Below are 18,094 nucleotides of genomic sequence, written 5' to 3'. Positions count from 1 at the left end.
GGTGCCGACCATGAGGGCGGTGGGGGTGGCGAGGCCGAGGGCGCAGGGGCAGGCGATGATCAGCACGGCCACGGCGGCGGTGAACGCGGCGGTCACGTCGTCGGTGGCCAGCAGCCACGCGGCCAGGGTGACGACAGCGATCACCAGCACCACGGGCACGAAGACCGCGGAGATCCGGTCCGCGAGGCGCTGCGCCTCCGCCTTGCCGCTCTGCGCGTCCTCGACCAGCTTCGCCATCCTGGCCAGCTGGGTGTCGGCGCCGATCCGGGTGGCCTCGACGACGAGCCGGCCGGAGGTGTTCACGGTGGCCCCGGTGACGGCGTCACCGGGGCCGGCCTCCACGGGCACGGACTCACCGGTGAGCATCGAGGCGTCCACGGCCGAGGTGCCCTCGACGACGGTGCCGTCGGTGGCGATCTTCTCGCCGGGCCGGACGACGAAGCGGTCGCCCACGGCGAGCCGGGCGACGGGGACGCGTACCTCCGTACCGTCGCGCAGGACGGAGACCTCCTTCGCGCCCAGGTGCAGCAGCGCGCGCAGGGCGGAACCGGCCTTCCGCTTGGACCTCGCCTCCAGGTAGCGGCCCAGCAGGATGAAGGTGACGACCCCGGCCGCGACCTCCAGATAGATGGTGGAGGAGGCGCCCTCGCGCGAGACGGTGAGGTCGAAGCCGTGCCGCATCCCGGGCATGCCCGCGTCGCCGAGGAAGAGCGCCCACAGGGACCAGCCGAAGGCGGCCAGCGTGCCGATCGATACCAGGGTGTCCATGGTGGCCGCGCCGTGCCGGAGGTTGGTCCAGGTCGCACGGTGGAAGGGCAGCCCGCCCCAGACGACGACCGGGGCGGCGAGGGTGAGCGAGAGCCACTGCCAGTAGTCGAACTGGAGCGCCGGGACCATCGCGAGCACGACGACGGGGACGGCCAGTACGGCCGAGACGGTCAGGCGCTGCCGCAGCGAGGCGAGGGCCTGGGCGGCGCTGCGCTCCTCGGGGTCGTCGTCCTCGGCGCCGGGCCGGGTCCCGGCCGTGGCCGGTGACGGGGCGGGCGGAGGCGGTTCGGGGCGGTGGACGGGCTGCGCCGTGTAACCGGTCCTCTCGACCGTGGCGATCAGATCCGTGAGCTCCGTCTCCGGGCCGAAGGCGACCTTGGCCTTCTCGGTGGCGTAATTGACGGTGGCGGTGACACCGTCCATCCGGTTGAGCTTCTTCTCGACGCGGGCCGCGCAGGAGGCGCAGGTCATCCCGCCGATCGTGAGTTCAGCGGTCGAGCCCTCCGCCGCCCGGGTTCCGGCCTCTGTTGCGCTGTGCATGTCCGAACTCCTGAAATGCCGACCGGGCCGTTCCCCACCAGTATCTGCTGGTCGGTCCGGCCCGGCGGCAAAGGGGGTGACGCGGGTGCGTCCGGCGTATCGGGGCGTGCCCCGAAGGTGTTCAGGCCCGGCCGACGAGCTCGTAGCCCGCCTCGTCGACCGCGGCGCGCACGGCCTCGTCGGTCAGCGGGGCCGCGGAGATCACGGTCACCTGGCCGGTGGAGGCCACCGCCTTCACCGAGGTGACACCCTCGATGCCGGAGATCTCCTCGGAGACGGCACCCTCGCAGTGCCCGCAGGTCATGCCGGACACCTGGTAGACGGTGGTCACGCCGCCCGCCTGCGCGCCGGCGTCCGCACCGTCGTGGCAGGAGCCGCTGGGCGAGCAGCAGGAACCGGTGGCCTGGGGGAGCTGGGTCTCGGCGGTCATGGTGTTCTCCTCTTCGACGAGCACAAAGGGTTGAGGCGTCGGAGGCCCCGGGGGAGCCCGGTGCGCCCGACACGCTCCACACTATACCCCTAGGGGGTATGAATGCGAGGACCCCGGCGGTCGCTCCTCCCGGAGGCGCGCGCGCTGCGGGCCAGCGACCGCAGCCAGGCCAGCGCGACGAGCGTGATCACGACGAGGCCGCCGACCGAGAAGAGGGTGAACAGATGCCGCTGCTCGTCGGTGGGGGCCGGGATGTAGCCCTGCGCGAAGAGCGCACGGCTCAGGCCCGTGTCGGTGATCCTGGCGACCAGCCAGATCGCGATGCCGTGCATCGAGTCCCAGAGCGAGTGCAGCACGGCGACGCCGAGATAGGTGCCGATCACGGGCGCGGCGAAGCGGAAACGCCCGTTCGGCTTCCGGAACGAGAGGAGGACGCCACCGGCGATCGCGGTCCAGAGGCCGTGCCCGAACGGTGCGAGCACCCCGCGCAGCACCTCGGTCTCCAGCAGGGCGCGCAGGTCGATGCCCTTCATGGTGACGGCGGCGTTGAAGGCGTAGCCCGCGCTCTCGAAGGCGGCGAAGCCGAATCCGACCGTCGCGCCGAGCACCAGCCCGGCCCGCATGCCGTGGATACCGGGGTGGCGGCGGAGCACGAACATCAGCGCCAGGAGCTTCACGGCCTCCTCGATCAGGCCGACGCCCAGGAACATCCAGATGGACGGGTGCAGCAGATAGGACTCCATGACGGAGGCGCCGAGCACGCCCAGGATTCCGCCCGTCAGGAAGCAGCCGAGGATGAGGTTCACGCCGAGGTCGCGGCCGTGCCGTTCGTACGCCCACAGCACGAAGACGGCCGGGACCAGGAAGCTGCCGAGCAGGATGAGGGTCGGCAGCAGATTGGTGTTGCGGGTGGCGTACGTGACGACCGCGGTCAGCAGCCAGAGGGCCGCGCCGCCCCACAGGCACCGCTTCCAGAGTCCGGGCCGTGGTTGCGGCGGAGCCGGTGGGCCCTGGGGGTGTGGCGGATCGGACGGTGACTGCCGGGCGGCGGGTGACGGGCTGCCTGGATCGCTGTGCCAGTTCACGCGGACTCCTCGATCTCTACATCTCGTACATATCTCCTAATTTGTCCGAATCCTATGGTGCATGACGTTGTGCGGCATTCGGGCGAGGGATGCCGCGTACGGGTGCCGGGCCTACGTCGCTTCTCCGGACCGTTCGGCGCGTCCGGGTGCCGCCGGGCCCCCGCACGAGCGGAGGAACTCCCGGGTGCGGCGGGCGATGGGGAGGGGCCTGTCGGGCGGGCACGGGTACATGTCCTGCTCGACGATGGCGAACAGATCGACGTCCAGCGCGCGGGCGGCGGCCAGCACGGGCTCCAGCGCGGGCACCCCGCCCGGCGGCTCGCACATCACCCCCCGCGCCACGGCCGGCCCGAACGGCACCTCGTCCGCCACGACTTGGGCCAGGACCTCCGGGGCGACCTGCTTGAGGTGCAGATAACCGATCCGTTCGCCGTAGGTCTCGATCAGCTTGACGCTGTCGCCGCCGCAGTAGGCGTAGTGCCCGGTGTCGAGGCAGAGCGAGACGAGTCCGGGGTCGGTGGCATCGAGGAAGCGGCTCACGTTCTCCTCGGTGTCGATATGGGTGTCGGCGTGCGGATGGACGACGACGCGCAGCCCGAAGCGGTCCCGCACCTCCCGGCCCAGCCGCTCCGTCTGGGTGGTCAGATGGCGCCACTGCTCGGCCGTGAGGGTGCGGTCCTCCAGCACCGCGCCCGTCCTGTCGTCGCGCCAGAACGAGGGGATGACCACCAGGTGCCCGGCGCCCATCGCCCGGGTGAGTGCCGCGATGTCGGCGACATGGGCCCAGGTCCGGTCCCAGACGTCCGGCCCATGGTGCAATCCGGTGAACACGGTTCCGGCCGAGACCGAGAGCCCGCGGCGGCCGGTCTCGTCGGCGAGGCGGGCCGGGTCGGTCGGGAGATAGCCGTACGGGCCGAGCTCGATCCACTCGTAACCCGCCTCGGAGACCTCGTCGAGGAAGCGCCGCCAGGGCACTTGGAGCGGATCGTCGGGGAACCACACCCCCCACGAGTCGGGTGCCGAACCGATACGGATACGGGCCGGGGCCCCTGCGGAGGAGGTCATGGTGTCCAGGGTTCCGGCCGGGGGAGCGGGTGTCAATCATTCGTCCGTATGTCCGGACAAAGGATTGACAGGGTTCCGGGGGAGGGCTAGACCTGGGGGCAGTCACCCCCGGACGGCGGTCGAAGGGATGGTCATGCCTGAGCGGTACGACGTCATCACCATGGGCCGCATCGGTGTGGATCTCTACCCCCTGCAGACCGGTCTGCCACTCTCCCGGGTCGACACCTTCGGGAAGTTCCTCGGCGGATCGCCGTCCAATGTCGCCGTCGCGGCGGCCCGGCTCGGGCGGCGGACGGCGGTGGTGACGCGGACGGGGCGGGACGCCTTCGGGGAGTATCTCCACCACCAGCTGCGGGAGTTCGGGGTGGACGACCGGTGGGTGACGCCCGTCGACGCGTATCCGACACCGGTCACCTTCTGCGAGATCTTCCCGCCCGACGACTTCCCCCTCTACTTCTACCGGCAGCCCAAGGCCCCCGATCTGGAGATCCACACCTCGGAACTGGACCTCGGGGCGATCCGGTCCGCCCGGGTCTTCTGGATGACCGGCACCGGGCTGTGCGCCGAGCCGAGCCGGACCGCGACCCTCGCCGCACTGCGTGCCCGCGACCGCCGCGGCATCACCGTCTTCGACCTCGACTGGCGCCCGATGTTCTGGGACACCACGAAGGACACGCCGAACGGCGCGTCGGAGAACACCCCCGCCGCCCGCTACCGCGAGGCCCTCGCCCTCGCCACCGTCGCCGTGGGCAACCTCGACGAGTGCGAGATCGCGACGGGCGAGCGCGAACCGTACGCGGCCGCCCGCGCCCTGATCGGCGCGGGCGCCGAACTCGCCGTCGTCAAACAGGGACCCGAGGGCGTGCTCGCCGTCCACCGCGACGGCTCGGTGGCCGAAGTGCCGCCGCTGCCCGTCGAGGTGGTCAACGGCCTCGGCGCCGGCGACGCCTTCGGCGGGGCGCTCTGCCACGGGCTCCTCGCGGGCTGGGAGACCGGGCGCATCATGCGGTACGCCAACGCCGCGGGGGCCATCGTCGCCTCCCGGCTCGCCTGCTCGTCCGCCATGCCGTTCCCGTACGAAGTCGAAGCGGCCCTGACCGAAGGCGCCGTCACCTCCCGCCCCACCGGAGCCACCCCATGACGCCCCCGGCCTCCTCCGTCCTTGAACTCGTCCAGTTGCGCATGCGCCACCCCGAGGCCGTCGCCGAGGCCGCCGCCGGGCGCCGCAGACGCCCCCTGGTCGGCCGCGGCGGCCGGCTGATGATCATCGCGGCGGACCATCCGGCCCGTGGCTCCCTCGCCGTGGGCGACCGCGCACTGGCCATGGCCAACCGCTTCGATCTGCTGGAACGGCTCCGGCTGGCCCTCTCCCGCCCCGGCGTCGACGGGGTGCTCGCCACCGCCGACATCCTCGACGACCTGCTGCTCCTCGGGGCGCTGGAGAACAAGGTCGTCATCGGCTCGATGAACCGCGGCGGACTCGCGGGCGCGGCCTTCGAACTCGACGACCGGTTCACCGGCCACCGCCCCGAGGACCTCGCACGCCTCCGCTTCGACGCGGGCAAACTGCTGCTCCGCATCGACTACGACGACCCCGGCTCGCTCGACACCATGCACGCCACCGCCCGCGCCATCGACGCCATGGCCGCGCACCGGCTGCCGGTCTTCGTCGAACCGTTCCTCTGCCGCCGCACCGGCGGCCAGGTCCGCAACGACCTCGGCGCGGAGGCGGTCACCACCTCGATCGCCATCGCGTCCGGGCTGGCCGGGACGTCCGCGTACACCTGGCTCAAGGTCCCCGTCACCGAGAACCCCGACGACATGGCCCGGGTGATGGAGGCGTCGACGCTGCCCGCGGTGCTGCTGGGCGGGGAGGTGGGCGACGACCTGGACGGGGCGTTCGAGCGATGGCGCACGGCGCTGCGGCTGCCCACCGTCCAGGGCCTGGTGGTGGGGCGTTCGCTGCTCTACCCGGCCGACGGAGAGGTCGCCGCGGCCGTCGACACGGCCGTTTCGCTGCTGGAGCCCAGAGGGACGGGGCCGGAAGAGAGGAAGCCGAGTCCATGACCACGACTGACGACGGATCGCGGTACCACCTGAGGGCCGGGAGCACGGCGAGCGGCCCGTACACCCTCGACATCGGCCCGGAGCGGGCCGGCTGGGACCGGTCGGGCCTGCGCGTCCTGGAGCTCGCACCCGGCGGAGTTCACACGTTCGTCACCGGAGAGAGCGAGTGGATCGTACTGCCGTTGACCGGTGGCTGTACGGTGCACTCCTCAGATGAGATCTTTGAACTGCTGGGCCGGGAAAGCGTGTTCAGCGGGGTATCCGACTTCGCCTACGTACCGCGTGACACCCGGGTACAGATCGCCTCCGGCGCTGGAGGCCGCTTCGCCCTGGCAGGAGCGAAGTGCGAGCGACGACTCCCCGCTCGCTACGGCCCCGCGCCGGAGGTACCCGTCGAGCTGCGCGGCTCCGGGAACTGCTCCCGCCAGGTCAACAACTTCGCCGCCGCCGACACCTTCGCGTGCGACCGGCTGATCGCCGTCGAGGTCCTCACCCCCGGCGGCAACTGGTCGTCCTACCCGCCGCACAAGCACGACGAGCACCGCCCCGGCGCCGAGTCCGTGCTGGAGGAGATCTACTACTTCGAGGTGGAGCACGACGGCCTCGGCTACCACCGGGTCTCACCGTCCCGTGAAGGCGGCACGGACGTACTCGCCGAGGTCCGCGACGGCGACGCGGTCCTGATCCCCGACGGCTGGCACGGCCCCTCCATCGCCCCGCCCGGCCGCACCCTCTACTACCTCAATGTGATGGCGGGACCGGGAGAGCAGCGGGAGTGGCTGATCACCGACCACCCCGACCACGGCTGGATCCGTGACACCTGGCCCGCGCAGCCGGTGGACCCCAGACTTCCCCTCTACGGGACCGAGGGACGCCCATGAGTACCCGTCACCTCACCACGGCACAGGCCCTGATGACCTTCCTGTCCCGCCAGTACACCGAGCGCGACGGCCGGCGCCGGCGCCTGATCGGTGCCACCTGGGGCATCTTCGGCCACGGCAACGTCGCCGGGATCGGCCAGGCCCTCGTCGAGTCCGGCCGTGCGATGCCCTACCTCCAGGGCCGCAACGAACAGGCCATGGTGCACGCCGCCGTCGGCTACGCCCGCCAGTCGGGCCGGCTCTCCGCGCACGCCGTCACCACCTCCATCGGCCCCGGCGCCACCAACCTCGTCACCGGCGCCGCCCTCGCCACCGTCAACCACCTCCCCGTCCTCCTCCTGCCCGGGGACACCTTCGCGACCCGGCCCGCCGACCCGGTGCTCCAGCAGCTGGAGGTCCCGGCCGCGGGTGACGTCTCCGTCAACGACTGCCTGCGCCCCGTCTCCCGCTACTTCGACCGGATCACCCGCCCCGAGGCCCTGGTCCCGGCCGCCCTCCAGGCCATGCGGACCCTGACCGACCCGGCGGAGACCGGCGCCGTGACGCTCGCGCTGCCGCAGGACGTGCAGGCCCAGGCGTACGACTGGCCGGAGGAGTTCTTCGCCGAGCGCGTCTGGTACGTACGCCGCCCCGCCCCCGATCCGTACGAACTCGACCGGGCGGTCCGGGCGGTGCGCACCGCCCGCCGGCCGCTGATCGTGGCGGGCGGCGGGGTCCACCACAGCGCCGCCGAGGAGACCCTCGCCGCGTTCGCCGCCGCCACCCGCATCCCCGTCGCCTCCACCCAGGCCGGCAAGGGCTCGCTGCGCCACGACCACCCCGCCGACGTCGGCGGCATCGGCCACACCGGCACCGCGACCGCCGACGAGCTGGCCCGCACCGCCGACCTGGTCATCGGCATCGGCACCCGCTACTCCGACTTCACCACCGCCTCCGCCACGCTTTTCTCGAACCCGGCGGTCCGCTTCCTCAACATCAACATCACCGGCTTCGACGCCCACAAGCTCGGCGCCCTCCCGCTCGTCACCGACGCCCGCGCCGCCCTCGAAGCCCTCACCACCGCGCTCGCCGCCCGCAACCACCGCGCCGACCCCGCCTACGAGACGGAGTACACCGACGCCAAGGAGCGGTGGGAGCAGCGTGTCACCGCCGCGTTCGCCGCCGAGGACCCGCACGCCCGGCCCACCCAGGCCCAGGTCCTCGGCCTCCTCGACGCCCTCGTCACCGAGGACGACATCCTGATCAACGCGGCCGGTTCGCTCCCCGGCGACCTGCACAAACTCTGGCGGACCCGCTCCCCGCACCAGTACCACGTGGAGTACGGCTACTCCTGCATGGGCTACGAGATCCCGGCCGCGATCGGCGTCCAGCTCGCCGCCCCCGGCCGGCCCGTCTGGGCCCTGGTCGGTGACGGCACGTACCTGATGAACCCCACCGAGATCGTCACCGCCGTCCAGCAGGAACTCCCCGTGAAGCTGGTCGTCCTCCAGAACCACGGCTACGCGTCCATCGGTGGCCTCTCCGAGCAGGTCGGCGCCGAGCGCCTCGGCACCGCCTACCGCCACCGCGCCGCGGACGGCACGTTCACCGGACCCCCGCTCCCCGTCGATCTCGCGGCCAACGCAGGGTCGCTCGGCATGCGGGTACTGCGTGCCAGGACCGTGCGTGACCTGCGCGAAGCCCTCGCCGAGGCACGCGCGGCGGACCGTCCCACTTGTGTCTACGTCGAGACCGAAACGGCAGACACTGTGTCGGGCCCCCCTCCGGCACAGGCGTGGTGGGATGTTCCCGTAGCCGAAACGGCCGCCCGGCCGTCGGCCGTGAAAGCCCGGGAAGAGTACGACCGCCACGTCGCCGACCGACGCCACCACCTCTGAAGGAGTTCTGTCATGAAGACCGTCAACCACTGGATCGGTGGCAAGACCGTCGAGGGCGCGTCGGGCAACTACGGCCCGGTCACCGACCCGGCCACCGGCGCCGTCACCACCCAGGTCGCGCTCGCCTCCCTCGAAGAGGTCGACGCCGCGGTCGCCGCCGCCAAGGACGCCTACGCCACCTGGGGCACGTCCTCGCTGGCCGCCCGCACCGCGGTCCTGTTCCGCTACCGGGCGCTGCTCGACGCCCACCGCGACGAGATCGCCGCGCTGATCACCGCCGAGCACGGCAAGGTGCACTCGGACGCGCTGGGCGAGGTCGCCCGCGGCCTGGAGATCGTCGAGCTGGCCTGCGGCATCACCACCCAGCTCAAGGGCGAGCTGTCCACCCAGGTCTCCAGCCGGGTCGACGTCTCCTCGATCCGCCAGTCGCTCGGCGTCGTCGCGGGCATCACCCCGTTCAACTTCCCGGCCATGGTGCCGATGTGGATGTTCCCGCTCGCCATCGCCTGCGGCAACACCTTCGTCCTCAAGCCCAGCGAGAAGGACCCGTCGGCCGCCAACCTGCTGGCCGAGCTGGCCGCCGAGGCCGGTCTGCCGGACGGCGTGCTCAACGTCCTGCACGGTGACAAGGTCGCCGTCGACGGGCTGCTGAACCACCCGGACGTCGCCGCGGTCTCCTTCGTCGGCTCCACCCCGATCGCCCGCTACATCCACGCCACCGCCTCCGCCAACGGCAAGCGCGTCCAGGCGCTCGGCGGCGCGAAGAACCACATGCTGGTGCTGCCGGACGCGGACCTCGACGCCGCGGCCGACGCCGCTGTCTCCGCCGCGTACGGCTCCGCCGGTGAGCGCTGCATGGCGATCTCCGCGGTCGTCGCGGTCGGCTCCATCGCCGACGAGCTCGTCGCGAAGATCAAGGAGCGCGCCGAGAAGATCAAGATCGGTCCCGGCAACGACCCGGCCTCCGAGATGGGCCCGCTGATCACCGCCGCCCACCGCGACAAGGTCGCCTCCTACGTCACCGGTGCCGCGGCCCAGGGCGCCGACGTCGTCCTGGACGGCACCGGCTTCACCGTCGAGGGCTTCGAGGACGGCCACTGGATCGGCCTCTCCCTCCTCGACAACGTGTCCACCGACTCGGACGCGTACAAGGACGAGATCTTCGGCCCGGTCCTGTGCGTCCTGCGCACCGAGACGTACGAGGAGGGCGTCGCCCTCATGAACGCCTCGCCGTTCGGCAACGGCACCGCGATCTTCACCCGCGACGGCGGCGCCGCCCGTCGCTTCCAGCTGGAGATCGAGGCCGGCATGGTCGGCGTCAACGTGCCGATCCCGGTGCCGGTGGGCTACCACTCCTTCGGTGGCTGGAAGGACTCCCTCTTCGGCGACCACCACATCTACGGCAACGACGGCGTGCACTTCTACACCCGCGGCAAGGTCGTCACCACCCGCTGGCCGGACCCGGCCGACGCCCCGGCGGGCGTGGACCTCGGCTTCCCGCGCAACCACTGATCCCTCATCCCGGCCGACGGCCCGTACGGACGCATCCCCCGTCCGTGCGGGCCGTCGCCGTGTCCGTACGGGACCTCGCCCCGCACTCTCACATGCGCCGCAGCCCCGCGTACTGGACCGCGCCCATCGCACCCACCACCAGGGCCTGGAACACGATCCAGCCGTTGCCGACCGTCGTGGCGGTCAGCGCGTCCAGGACGACGGTCACGACACCGGCCACGGCCCAGGCCGCGTTCAGGGCGATGACGACGGTGGCCGCGCCGCGGCCGATGTCCTCCTGCCGCGAGACGGTCAGCACCCACAGCGCGTACACCGTGAGGAAGACGCCCACCGCGTACTGGACGGGGAGAGGCACGCCGAGGAACGAGTCCAGGACGGTGGCGAGCGCGAGATAGCCGATGCCGTTCGCGCCGGTGAGGATCACATCTGCCACGAGGGCAGCCCGGAGCAGGCCGTCGGAGCGGGCGGTGCCCGTCGCCGGGACCGTACTCGCGTTCTGGGACGACATCACTGGGTCCTCCTGTCGTTGTCATGCGGTCGCTCTGGTCCTGCGAACGGTAAGGACGGACCCGGCCTGCGCTCAATTACCTCTGAGGTCATGGCCCGCCGGGGGCTGCCGGTGAGCGCACGGCGGAGAACGCCTGATGGCCGGTGGCGGGCAGGTGATTCACCGTTCGCACCCGATGCTTTGTGCTTATTTCGCATTACGGTGAGTCAATGGCCCGCTCTTTATGTGGCACAGACCACGTGGCGTGCGCCACTCTTGTGGCGATTTGGAGCGTTTGCCGTGTGCGGTGGGCCACGTGACGGGCGTCACTATGATGCGGAATAGTAGAGGGCCGGTGCCGTCGATCGCGCTGTCGTGCGCATTCCTGGATCATTTCCGGCGCCACATACGATTGCTTTTAGTAAAAGGCCATCATTGACCTGGATTTCCTCCTGGCATAACAATTCTTGGCATCGCCCCACCGACGAAAGAGGAATTTCAGAATGCAGATCACCGCGATGCCCCAGAAGTTCGCCCGCATGACCCGCACCAAGAAGGCCTCGCTGGGCATGCTCGCCGCCGGTGCGGCGATCGTGGCCGGCACCGTCGCCGGCGCCCCGAGCGCCTCGGCCGCCACCCCCGCCAAGGCCGCCGGCGGCAACGTGGACACATGGATCAAGCAGGCGCTCGAAGTCATGCGTGCGAAGGGCATCCCCGGCTCGTACGAAGGCATCCACCGCAACCTGATGCGTGAGTCCGCGGGCAACCCGAACGCCATCAACAACTGGGACTCCAACGCTGCCAAGGGCATCCCGTCCAAGGGGCTGCTCCAGGTCATCGACCCCACCTTCAACGCGTACCACGTGAGCGGTACCTCCAAGAACATCTACGACCCCGTGGCCAACATCGCCGCCGCCTCCAACTACGCCGCGCACCGCTACGGTTCCATCGACAACGTCAACTCCGCCTACTGAGCGGGGCAGGGTATTCACGTCGCATGACCGTGCCAGGGGTGTCCCGGGCCGGGACCGAGAAGAAGCCGGGAAAGGGAGCCATGACGGCTCCCTCTCATCGGCTTCTTCGGTTTTTCCGGCCTCTTCGGTCCACCCGGCCGCTTCTGTCTCTCCGGTCTCCCGGGCTTCGTCGGCCGGTCCTCGGCCCCGGCGTCAGCGCACCGAGTCCGTCGCCCGATCCGGGCGGACCGCCTCGGCGATCATCCGCTGCATCGGGACCGCGCCCACCCGCCCCGAGACCATGAAGGCGAACACCATCGTCGCCACCATGATCACCGTGCCGAGCCACACCATCGTCTCCACCGGCACCGTGTACGCGCCCACGGCCCGCACCACGCACTCGCCCAGCAGCGCCGCACCCCACACCGCCGAGAACCGGATCTCCGCCCGCCGGAACGCCACCGAGTGGGCCGAGAGCCGCTGCCAGGCGGCGTCCTTGACCGCGTCGCCCTTGACCAGCACGGGCCGCAACCCCTCGCTCATCATCGGCTGCCCCTTCAGTGCGGTCACCAGGATCACGAGCCCGATGATGCTGCTCACCCCGCTGTCCTTGGCGAGCATCAGCCGCGGGTCGCCGACCAGCAGGCTCGTCAGCAGGCCGACCACGTTGACCGTCACCATCAGCGCCGCGAGCCCGTTGAGCCGCCGCTCGCGCACCACACCCCACACGGTGCGCACGGCCGGCAGCACACTGCTCCAGGCCAGCGCGGCGAAGGTGCTCAGGCCCGCCGCCTTCAGCGCGTAGTACGAGACGAGCGGCACCCCCACGTCCACCAGCAGCGGCATCATGCCGGCCGGCAGGGCCCTGCGCGGCGCGAGCGGAGCGGCGGCGGCCGGAGCAACTGCGACCGGGGCGGTGACGGTGGCGGCCGGGCTGGTCATGAGGGGTTCCTCCCGTATCGGCGGGAGCCTTCGCGGCCCCGCTCTCGATACGTACAGACTGGCCGCCGGGGCCCGGTGCCCGGCAGAGCCGCGTGTACCGGACTCCGTATGACGAATGTCAGCCCCCGCCGGTGACACACCCGCTCACCACCCACCGGAGTCCCGGACTCCGGTGCGCCGGTAAACCGTTCGCCGCGCCCGGCGGGCCGGTGTTCTGATGGGGCCATGACCGCTCCGACCAGGCCGCAGTACGAGATCCGGGCCCAGTACACGGACACCACCGTCACCGTGTACCAGGCGTACGCCCCCGCCATCGGCCTTCCCGCCGCCCGCGACGGGCGTTTCCCCGAGGTCTGGAAGCGCGACCGCATGACCTGGATCAAGCCGAGCTTCCTGTGGATGATGTACCGCTGCGGCTGGGCCGTGAAGGAGGGGCAGGAGACCGTCCTGGCCGTCGAGATCACCCGTGAGGGCTTCGACTGGGCCCTGGCGCACGCCGAACTCTCCCACTACGTCGGGGGAGTCCACCCGGACCGCACCACCTGGCAGCGCAACCTGCGCGGCGCCCCGGCCCGCGTCCAGTGGGATCCCGAGCGCGACCTGCGCCTGAACCGGCTGCCGTACCGCTCCCTCCAGCTCGGGCTCTCCGGCGAGGCTTCCCGGCGGTACGCGGACGAGTGGACGGTGTCGGTCCGCGACGTCACCCCGCTCGCCCGGCGGATCCATCGACTGGTGCGTGAGGGAGGGCTCGACGAGGCGGCGGCGCTCCTGCCCCACGAGTCGCCGTACCCGCCGGGCGGCGTCCCGCTCCCGGTACGGGCAGCGGCCTGACCCCGGAAGCATGCGCGGCACCGCGCTCCGCGCATGCTTCCGGCGCGTCATGGCGCGGGCGGTCAGAGCTCCGGCACGTAGTCCGGGTCGTCGGTCCACCAGCTGGGCACGCGCGCCTGCGACCCGGACAAGCGAACAAATGCCGCATCAGTTGCATATCCATCGATACGCTCCCGGGATGATCCCCCATGTCATCCCCCTGGCGGCATCCGGCCTGAAGATCGACTGGGCCAGGATGCCGACGTACAACACGATCATGTCGGTGGCCGCCGGCGCCGGGCTGCTGCTCGTGGTGGCGCTGGGGCGCCAGCTCCTCACGCCCGGACGCACCATCAACCCCGAAGGCTGGGTCCTCGCGTTCGGGGCCCTCGGCTTCACCCTGGTGACCACGGGCCTCCACATGACCCTGACCTGGCCGCTCGCCGGACAGGGCTTCCCGTTCGACAACATCATCTTCGGCGAACCGGCGCTCGCCTTCGGCGTCTTCCTCTTCGCCGCGTCCTTCTACCTCTGGAGACGCGGAGCCGAACTCAACAGCGCGGACCGCATCGACCGGTCGGCCCGTGTCGCCATGCCCATCTCCGTCTTCGTGTTCGGGCTCGGGCTCGCCTGCCTCGGAATCGCCGCCGCGGGCTGGAAGTACACCCTCTTCGCCGCCCCGCCCGAGGAACCGATCTCCGGGGAGTTCGCGCGGTGGCCGATCCTGGAGGCGAGCTTCATGTCCGGGCTGTACGTCCTGGTGGGCATCGGCGCGCTGCTCTTCCCGTTCGTGCTGCGCAGGCCGTCGGGCTGGATGGCCCCGGTGACCGGCGTCGTCTGGGGACTGGCCGGTCTGGCGTTCCTGCTCTTCGGCGGGCTCAACTACTTCACCCACATCGGCCTCATCGTCAACACCATGTGAGCCACCCGGTGCCCCGGGCGCCCCGCGTCCGACGGTCCTTCGCGTGCGAACGGTCCGGCATACCGCGTACGGAGTACGGCGGGGAGCGCCGTACTCCGCAAGGAGGCCGGAGAGTTCGCCCCGGGGGCTGCCCACACGCGGCGGCGGTCCGCTTAGGGTCGACAACCATGGAGACCCCTCTTGTACGTACGCCCCGGTGGCGGCGCCCGCTGCCCCGCGGGCGCCGCCGGTGGGCCGCGGGCCTGGCGGCGCTCGTCGTGCTGGCCGGTGCGGGCACCTGGAACGCCGTGGCCGACGACGGCGGGCCCGCCGTGCACCGCCAGGACCGGATGATGCGGCTCGACGGGGTGTCCCTCGACACCTCGTACTTCACCACCGGGGGCGCGGAACGCCGGCCCGCCGTGCTGATCGGGCACGGCTTCGGCGGCAGCAAGAACGATGTACGGGCGCAGGCCGAGCGGTTGGCCGCTTCCGGGTACGCCGTGCTCACCTGGTCCGCCCGCGGGTTCGGCAGGTCCGGCGGGGAGATCTCGCTCAACGCCCCCGACCGCGAGGTCAAGGACGTGTCCCGGCTGATCGACTGGCTGGCCGACCGCCCCGAAGTGGAGCTCGACGCCAAGGGCGATCCCCGGGTCGGGATCACCGGCGCCTCCTACGGCGGGGCCGTCTCGCTCCTCGCCGCCGGGTACGACAAGCGCGTCGACGCCGTCGCACCGCAGATCACCTACTGGAACCTGGCCGACGCGCTCTTCCCCGACAGGGTGTTCAAGAAGCTCTGGGCCGGGATCTTCGTCACCACCGGCGGCGGCTGCCAGAAGTTCGAGAAGCGGCTCTGCGCGATGTACGAACGGGTCGCCGTCAGCGGGAAACCGGACGCCGCCGCGCGGGCGCTGCTCACCGAGCGGTCACCGAGCGCCGTCGCCGACCGCATCGAGGTGCCCGCGCTCATCGTGCAGGGACAGTCCGACTCCCTCTTCCCGCTCGGCCAGGCCGACGCCATGGCCAAGGCCATCAGCGGCAACGGCGCTCCCGTCGCCGTCGACTGGATCGCCGGCGGTCACGACGGCGGCAACCTGGAGACCGACCGGGTCCAGCAGCGGATCGGCGACTGGTTCGACCGCTATCTCAAGGACGACAAGGGTGCCGACACCGGGCCCGGCTTCCGCGTCACCCGCACCGGAGGCATCGACTCCACCGACGGGGCCACCCTGGTACGCGGGGCGAGCAGCGACACCTACCCCGGGCTGGACAGCGGCACGCAGGACATCGAACTGGGCCGTCGTACCCAGACGTTCCGCAACCCCGCCGGGGCCAACCCGCCCGCCATCTCCGCCGTTCCCGGAGCGGGCGGCGGCCTCGCCCAGCTCTCGTCCCTCGGCGTCGGGCTCTCGGTCGACTTCCCCGGACAGCACGCCCGCTTCGACTCGGCCCCGCTGGACGAGCCGCTGGACATCACCGGCTCACCGGCCGTGCGAGTCGCCGTCGAGGCGAAGCGGGGCGACGCGGTGCTGTTCGGCAAGGTGTACGACGTGTCCCCGGACGGCAAGCAGCAACTGCTGCCCTCCCAGCTGGTCGCCCCCTTCCGGATCACCCCGGACCAGCAGGGCAGGCCGGTCCGGCTGACCCTCCCCGCCATCGACCACCGGTTCGACGCGGGACACCGGCTCCGCCTCGTCCTCTCCGCCACCGACCTCGGCTACGCCTCACCGGCCGAGCCGACGACGTACACCGTGACCCCCGCAGGACCGCTGACCGTCCCCACCGCCCCCGCCCTGAGGACCGCCCCCGCCACCACGCCCTGGTGGACCTGGGGACTCCCGGCCGCCGCCGCGGTGATCGCCGCCCTGCTGCTGCTCACCGCCCGCCGCCGCACCGCCACGCCCGCACCCGACCCGGCACTCGCCGACGTACCCCTCCAGATCACCGGCCTGGCCAAGAAGTACGCCGGGTCCGCCGACCGGTACGCCGTGAAGGACCTGTCCTTCCGGGTCGAGAGGGGCCAGGTGCTCGGCCTCCTCGGGCCCAACGGCGCGGGCAAGACCACGACCCTGCGCATGCTGATGGGGCTCATCACCCCCGACGACGGCGGGATCCGGGTCTTCGGGCATGCCATCCGGCCGGGCGCACCCGTGCTCTCCCGCGTCGGCTCGTTCGTCGAGGGCGCCGGATTCCTGCCGCACCTGTCCGGGCGCGCCAACCTGGAGCTGTACTGGCAGGCCACCGGGCGCCCCGCCGAGGACGCGCACCTGGCGGAGGCCCTGGAGATCGCCGGGCTCGGCGACGCCCTGGCCCGTGCCGTCCGTACGTACTCGCAGGGCATGCGGCAGCGGCTGGCCATCGCCCAGGCCATGCTCGGCCTGCCGGACCTGCTCATCCTCGACGAACCGACCAACGGCCTCGACCCGCCCCAGATCCGCGAGATGCGTGACGTGATGATCCGTTACGCGGCCGGGGGCCGGACCGTCATCGTCTCCAGCCATCTGCTCTCCGAGGTCGAGCAGTCCTGCACCCACCTCGTGGTCATGGACCGCGGCCGGCTCGTCCAGGCGGGCCCGGTCGCCGAGATCACCGGCTCCGCCGACATGCTGCTCGTCACCACCGCGCAGGAGGTCGCCGAACCGCTCGTGGAGAAGATCGCCGCACTCGCGGGGGTCGGCTCGGCGGCCCGCACCGACGACGGCCCCGGACTGCTGGTCCGGCTCGACGGCGCCACCCCGGCCGGGCTGATCGCCGAACTCGTCAGGCTGGACGTGCCGCTGACCGGTGTGGGACCGCACCGCCGCCTGGAGGACGCGTTCCTCACCCTGATCTCCGGAGGCTCCGCATGAGTGCCGCAGTCGATCTCGCCGGGAACGCCGAAGCCCCCGGCTACCGGGCCCGGCACACCCTGCCGCTGCGCGTCGAGGCGGTACGCCAGCTGCGCAGGCGCCGCACCCTGCTCATGGGCGGGGTGCTGGCCGTGCTGCCGTTCGTCCTGATCACCGCGTTCGCGATCGGCGGCACCCCGGGTTCGCGGGGCGGCGGCAGCGGCCGGATCACCCTGATGGACACCGCGACCGCGTCCGCCGCGAACTTCGCCGCGACCTGCCTCTTCGTCTCCGCCGGGTTCCTGCTGGTGGTCCCGGTCGCGCTGTTCTGCGGGGACACCGTCGCCTCCGAGGCGAGCTGGTCCTCGCTGCGCTATCTGCTGGCGGCGCCCGTCCCACGGGCCAGGCTGCTGTGGAGCAAGCTCGTCGTGGCGCTCGGCTTCAGCCTGGCCGCGATGGTGCTGCTGCCGCTCGTCGCACTGGCCGCGGGAGCCATCGCGTACGGCTGGGGGCCGCTCGAACTGCCCACCGGGGGAGCGCTCGCCGCCTCGGCGGCCGTGCCGCGGCTCGCGCTCGTCGTCGCGTTCGTCTTCGTGTCCCAGCTGGTCACCGCGGGGCTGGCGTTCTGGCTGTCCACGAAGACCGACGCCCCGCTGGGCGCGGTCGGTGGCGCGGTCGGGCTGACCATCGTCGGCAACGTCCTGGACGCCGTCACCGCGCTCGGCTCCTGGCGTGAATTCCTGCCCGCGCACTGGCAGTTCGCCTGGGCGGACGCGCTCCAGCCCGGCATCGAATGGGGTGGCATGGTCAAGGGCTCGGCGATCTCGGTGACGTATGCCCTGATCCTGTTCGCCTTCGCCTTCCGAGGGTTCAGTCGTAAGGACATCGTGTCCTGACCTTGACGTTCCGCCGCCTTCCCGCTCTCCGTTGCCGCATCGAGACGCTTCC

Annotated in this window: 16 protein-coding genes; 10 read left to right on the top strand and 6 right to left on the bottom strand. The window is 71.6% G+C overall.

The features are described from left to right. From ACWCPY_RS09305 to ACWCPY_RS09290, 4 genes are all read right to left on the bottom strand, one after another. Positions 1 to 1,308 (bottom strand): heavy metal translocating P-type ATPase (locus ACWCPY_RS09305; RefSeq protein WP_451263717.1); only part of this gene is annotated, 1,308 nt, incomplete at its 3' end. 121 nt (positions 1,309 to 1,429) lie between these two features. Next, positions 1,430 to 1,738 carry a heavy-metal-associated domain-containing protein gene (locus ACWCPY_RS09300; RefSeq protein ID WP_451263716.1) on the bottom strand — a complete coding sequence of 103 codons (309 nt, stop codon included), beginning with the start codon at positions 1,736 to 1,738 and terminating at the stop codon, positions 1,430 to 1,432. Between the two features lie 89 nt (positions 1,739 to 1,827). Continuing rightward, positions 1,828 to 2,700 (bottom strand): PrsW family intramembrane metalloprotease, encoded by an 873-nt coding sequence (locus tag ACWCPY_RS09295; protein WP_451263730.1) that lies wholly within the window; start codon positions 2,698 to 2,700, stop codon positions 1,828 to 1,830. 234 nt (positions 2,701 to 2,934) lie between these two features. Then, complete coding sequence (locus ACWCPY_RS09290; protein ID WP_451263715.1) at positions 2,935 to 3,888, bottom strand: sugar phosphate isomerase/epimerase family protein; 954 nt, start codon at positions 3,886 to 3,888, stop codon at positions 2,935 to 2,937. A 133-nt stretch (positions 3,889 to 4,021) separates the two neighbouring features. On the opposite strand from ACWCPY_RS09290, the gene iolC reads away from it, so the two are divergent. From iolC to mmsA, 5 genes are read left to right on the top strand one after another with little or no spacing between them, the layout of a single operon-like run. Continuing rightward, on the top strand, positions 4,022 to 5,029 hold the full coding sequence (iolC, locus tag ACWCPY_RS09285; RefSeq protein WP_451263714.1) for a 5-dehydro-2-deoxygluconokinase: 1,008 nt from the start codon (positions 4,022 to 4,024) through the stop codon (positions 5,027 to 5,029). Beyond that, positions 5,026 to 5,955, top strand: coding sequence for a Cgl0159 family (beta/alpha)8-fold protein (locus ACWCPY_RS09280; protein ID WP_451263713.1), 930 nt, complete (start codon positions 5,026 to 5,028; stop codon positions 5,953 to 5,955). Before iolC ends, ACWCPY_RS09280 begins: the two co-directional genes overlap by 4 nt. After that, positions 5,952 to 6,836, top strand: coding sequence for a 5-deoxy-glucuronate isomerase (gene iolB, locus ACWCPY_RS09275; protein WP_451263712.1), 885 nt, complete (start codon positions 5,952 to 5,954; stop codon positions 6,834 to 6,836). The genes ACWCPY_RS09280 and iolB overlap by 4 nt, the downstream gene beginning before the upstream one ends. Next, the gene (gene iolD, locus ACWCPY_RS09270; protein ID WP_451263711.1) at positions 6,833 to 8,713 is read left to right on the top strand and encodes a 3D-(3,5/4)-trihydroxycyclohexane-1,2-dione acylhydrolase (decyclizing); all 1,881 of its coding nucleotides are present in this window, start codon (positions 6,833 to 6,835) and stop codon (positions 8,711 to 8,713) included. The genes iolB and iolD overlap by 4 nt, the downstream gene beginning before the upstream one ends. A 12-nt stretch (positions 8,714 to 8,725) precedes the next feature. Next, positions 8,726 to 10,225, top strand: a complete 1,500-nt coding sequence (gene mmsA / locus ACWCPY_RS09265) for a CoA-acylating methylmalonate-semialdehyde dehydrogenase (protein WP_072488819.1) — start codon at positions 8,726 to 8,728, stop codon at positions 10,223 to 10,225. A gap of 88 nt (positions 10,226 to 10,313) precedes the next feature. Here mmsA and ACWCPY_RS09260 read toward each other — a convergent pair whose 3' ends face one another. Next, complete coding sequence (locus ACWCPY_RS09260) at positions 10,314 to 10,733, bottom strand: hypothetical protein (protein WP_451263710.1); 420 nt, start codon at positions 10,731 to 10,733, stop codon at positions 10,314 to 10,316. A 482-nt stretch (positions 10,734 to 11,215) separates the two neighbouring features. Between ACWCPY_RS09260 and ACWCPY_RS09255 the strand changes: the two genes are divergently transcribed. Next, positions 11,216 to 11,686, top strand: a complete 471-nt coding sequence (locus ACWCPY_RS09255; protein ID WP_329820930.1) for a transglycosylase SLT domain-containing protein — start codon at positions 11,216 to 11,218, stop codon at positions 11,684 to 11,686. A gap of 192 nt (positions 11,687 to 11,878) precedes the next feature. Here the strand turns inward: ACWCPY_RS09255 and ACWCPY_RS09250 are convergent, their stop codons facing one another. Continuing rightward, the gene (locus ACWCPY_RS09250; RefSeq protein WP_451263709.1) at positions 11,879 to 12,607 is read right to left on the bottom strand and encodes a VC0807 family protein; all 729 of its coding nucleotides are present in this window, start codon (positions 12,605 to 12,607) and stop codon (positions 11,879 to 11,881) included. Between the two features lie 225 nt (positions 12,608 to 12,832). On the opposite strand from ACWCPY_RS09250, the gene ACWCPY_RS09245 reads away from it, so the two are divergent. The 4 genes from ACWCPY_RS09245 (at position 12,833) to ACWCPY_RS09230 (ending at position 18,042) form a co-directional block, all read left to right on the top strand. Continuing rightward, positions 12,833 to 13,438, top strand: coding sequence for a DUF4291 domain-containing protein (locus ACWCPY_RS09245; RefSeq protein WP_451263708.1), 606 nt, complete (start codon positions 12,833 to 12,835; stop codon positions 13,436 to 13,438). 178 nt (positions 13,439 to 13,616) lie between these two features. After that, positions 13,617 to 14,339, top strand: coding sequence for a DUF981 domain-containing protein (locus ACWCPY_RS09240; protein ID WP_451263707.1), 723 nt, complete (start codon positions 13,617 to 13,619; stop codon positions 14,337 to 14,339). Between the two features lie 167 nt (positions 14,340 to 14,506). Then, a complete protein-coding gene (locus ACWCPY_RS09235; RefSeq protein WP_451263706.1) occupies positions 14,507 to 17,167 on the top strand; it encodes an alpha/beta fold hydrolase in 2,661 nt (886 codons plus the stop codon). Further along, complete coding sequence (locus ACWCPY_RS09230) at positions 17,164 to 18,042, top strand: ABC transporter permease (RefSeq protein ID WP_451263705.1); 879 nt, start codon at positions 17,164 to 17,166, stop codon at positions 18,040 to 18,042. Before ACWCPY_RS09235 ends, ACWCPY_RS09230 begins: the two co-directional genes overlap by 4 nt. Positions 18,043 to 18,094 lie beyond the last annotated feature (52 nt).

The sequence above is a fragment of the Streptomyces sp. NPDC002403 genome, assembly GCF_053593015.1.
This window is presented reverse-complemented; position numbering and strand designations above follow the sequence as displayed.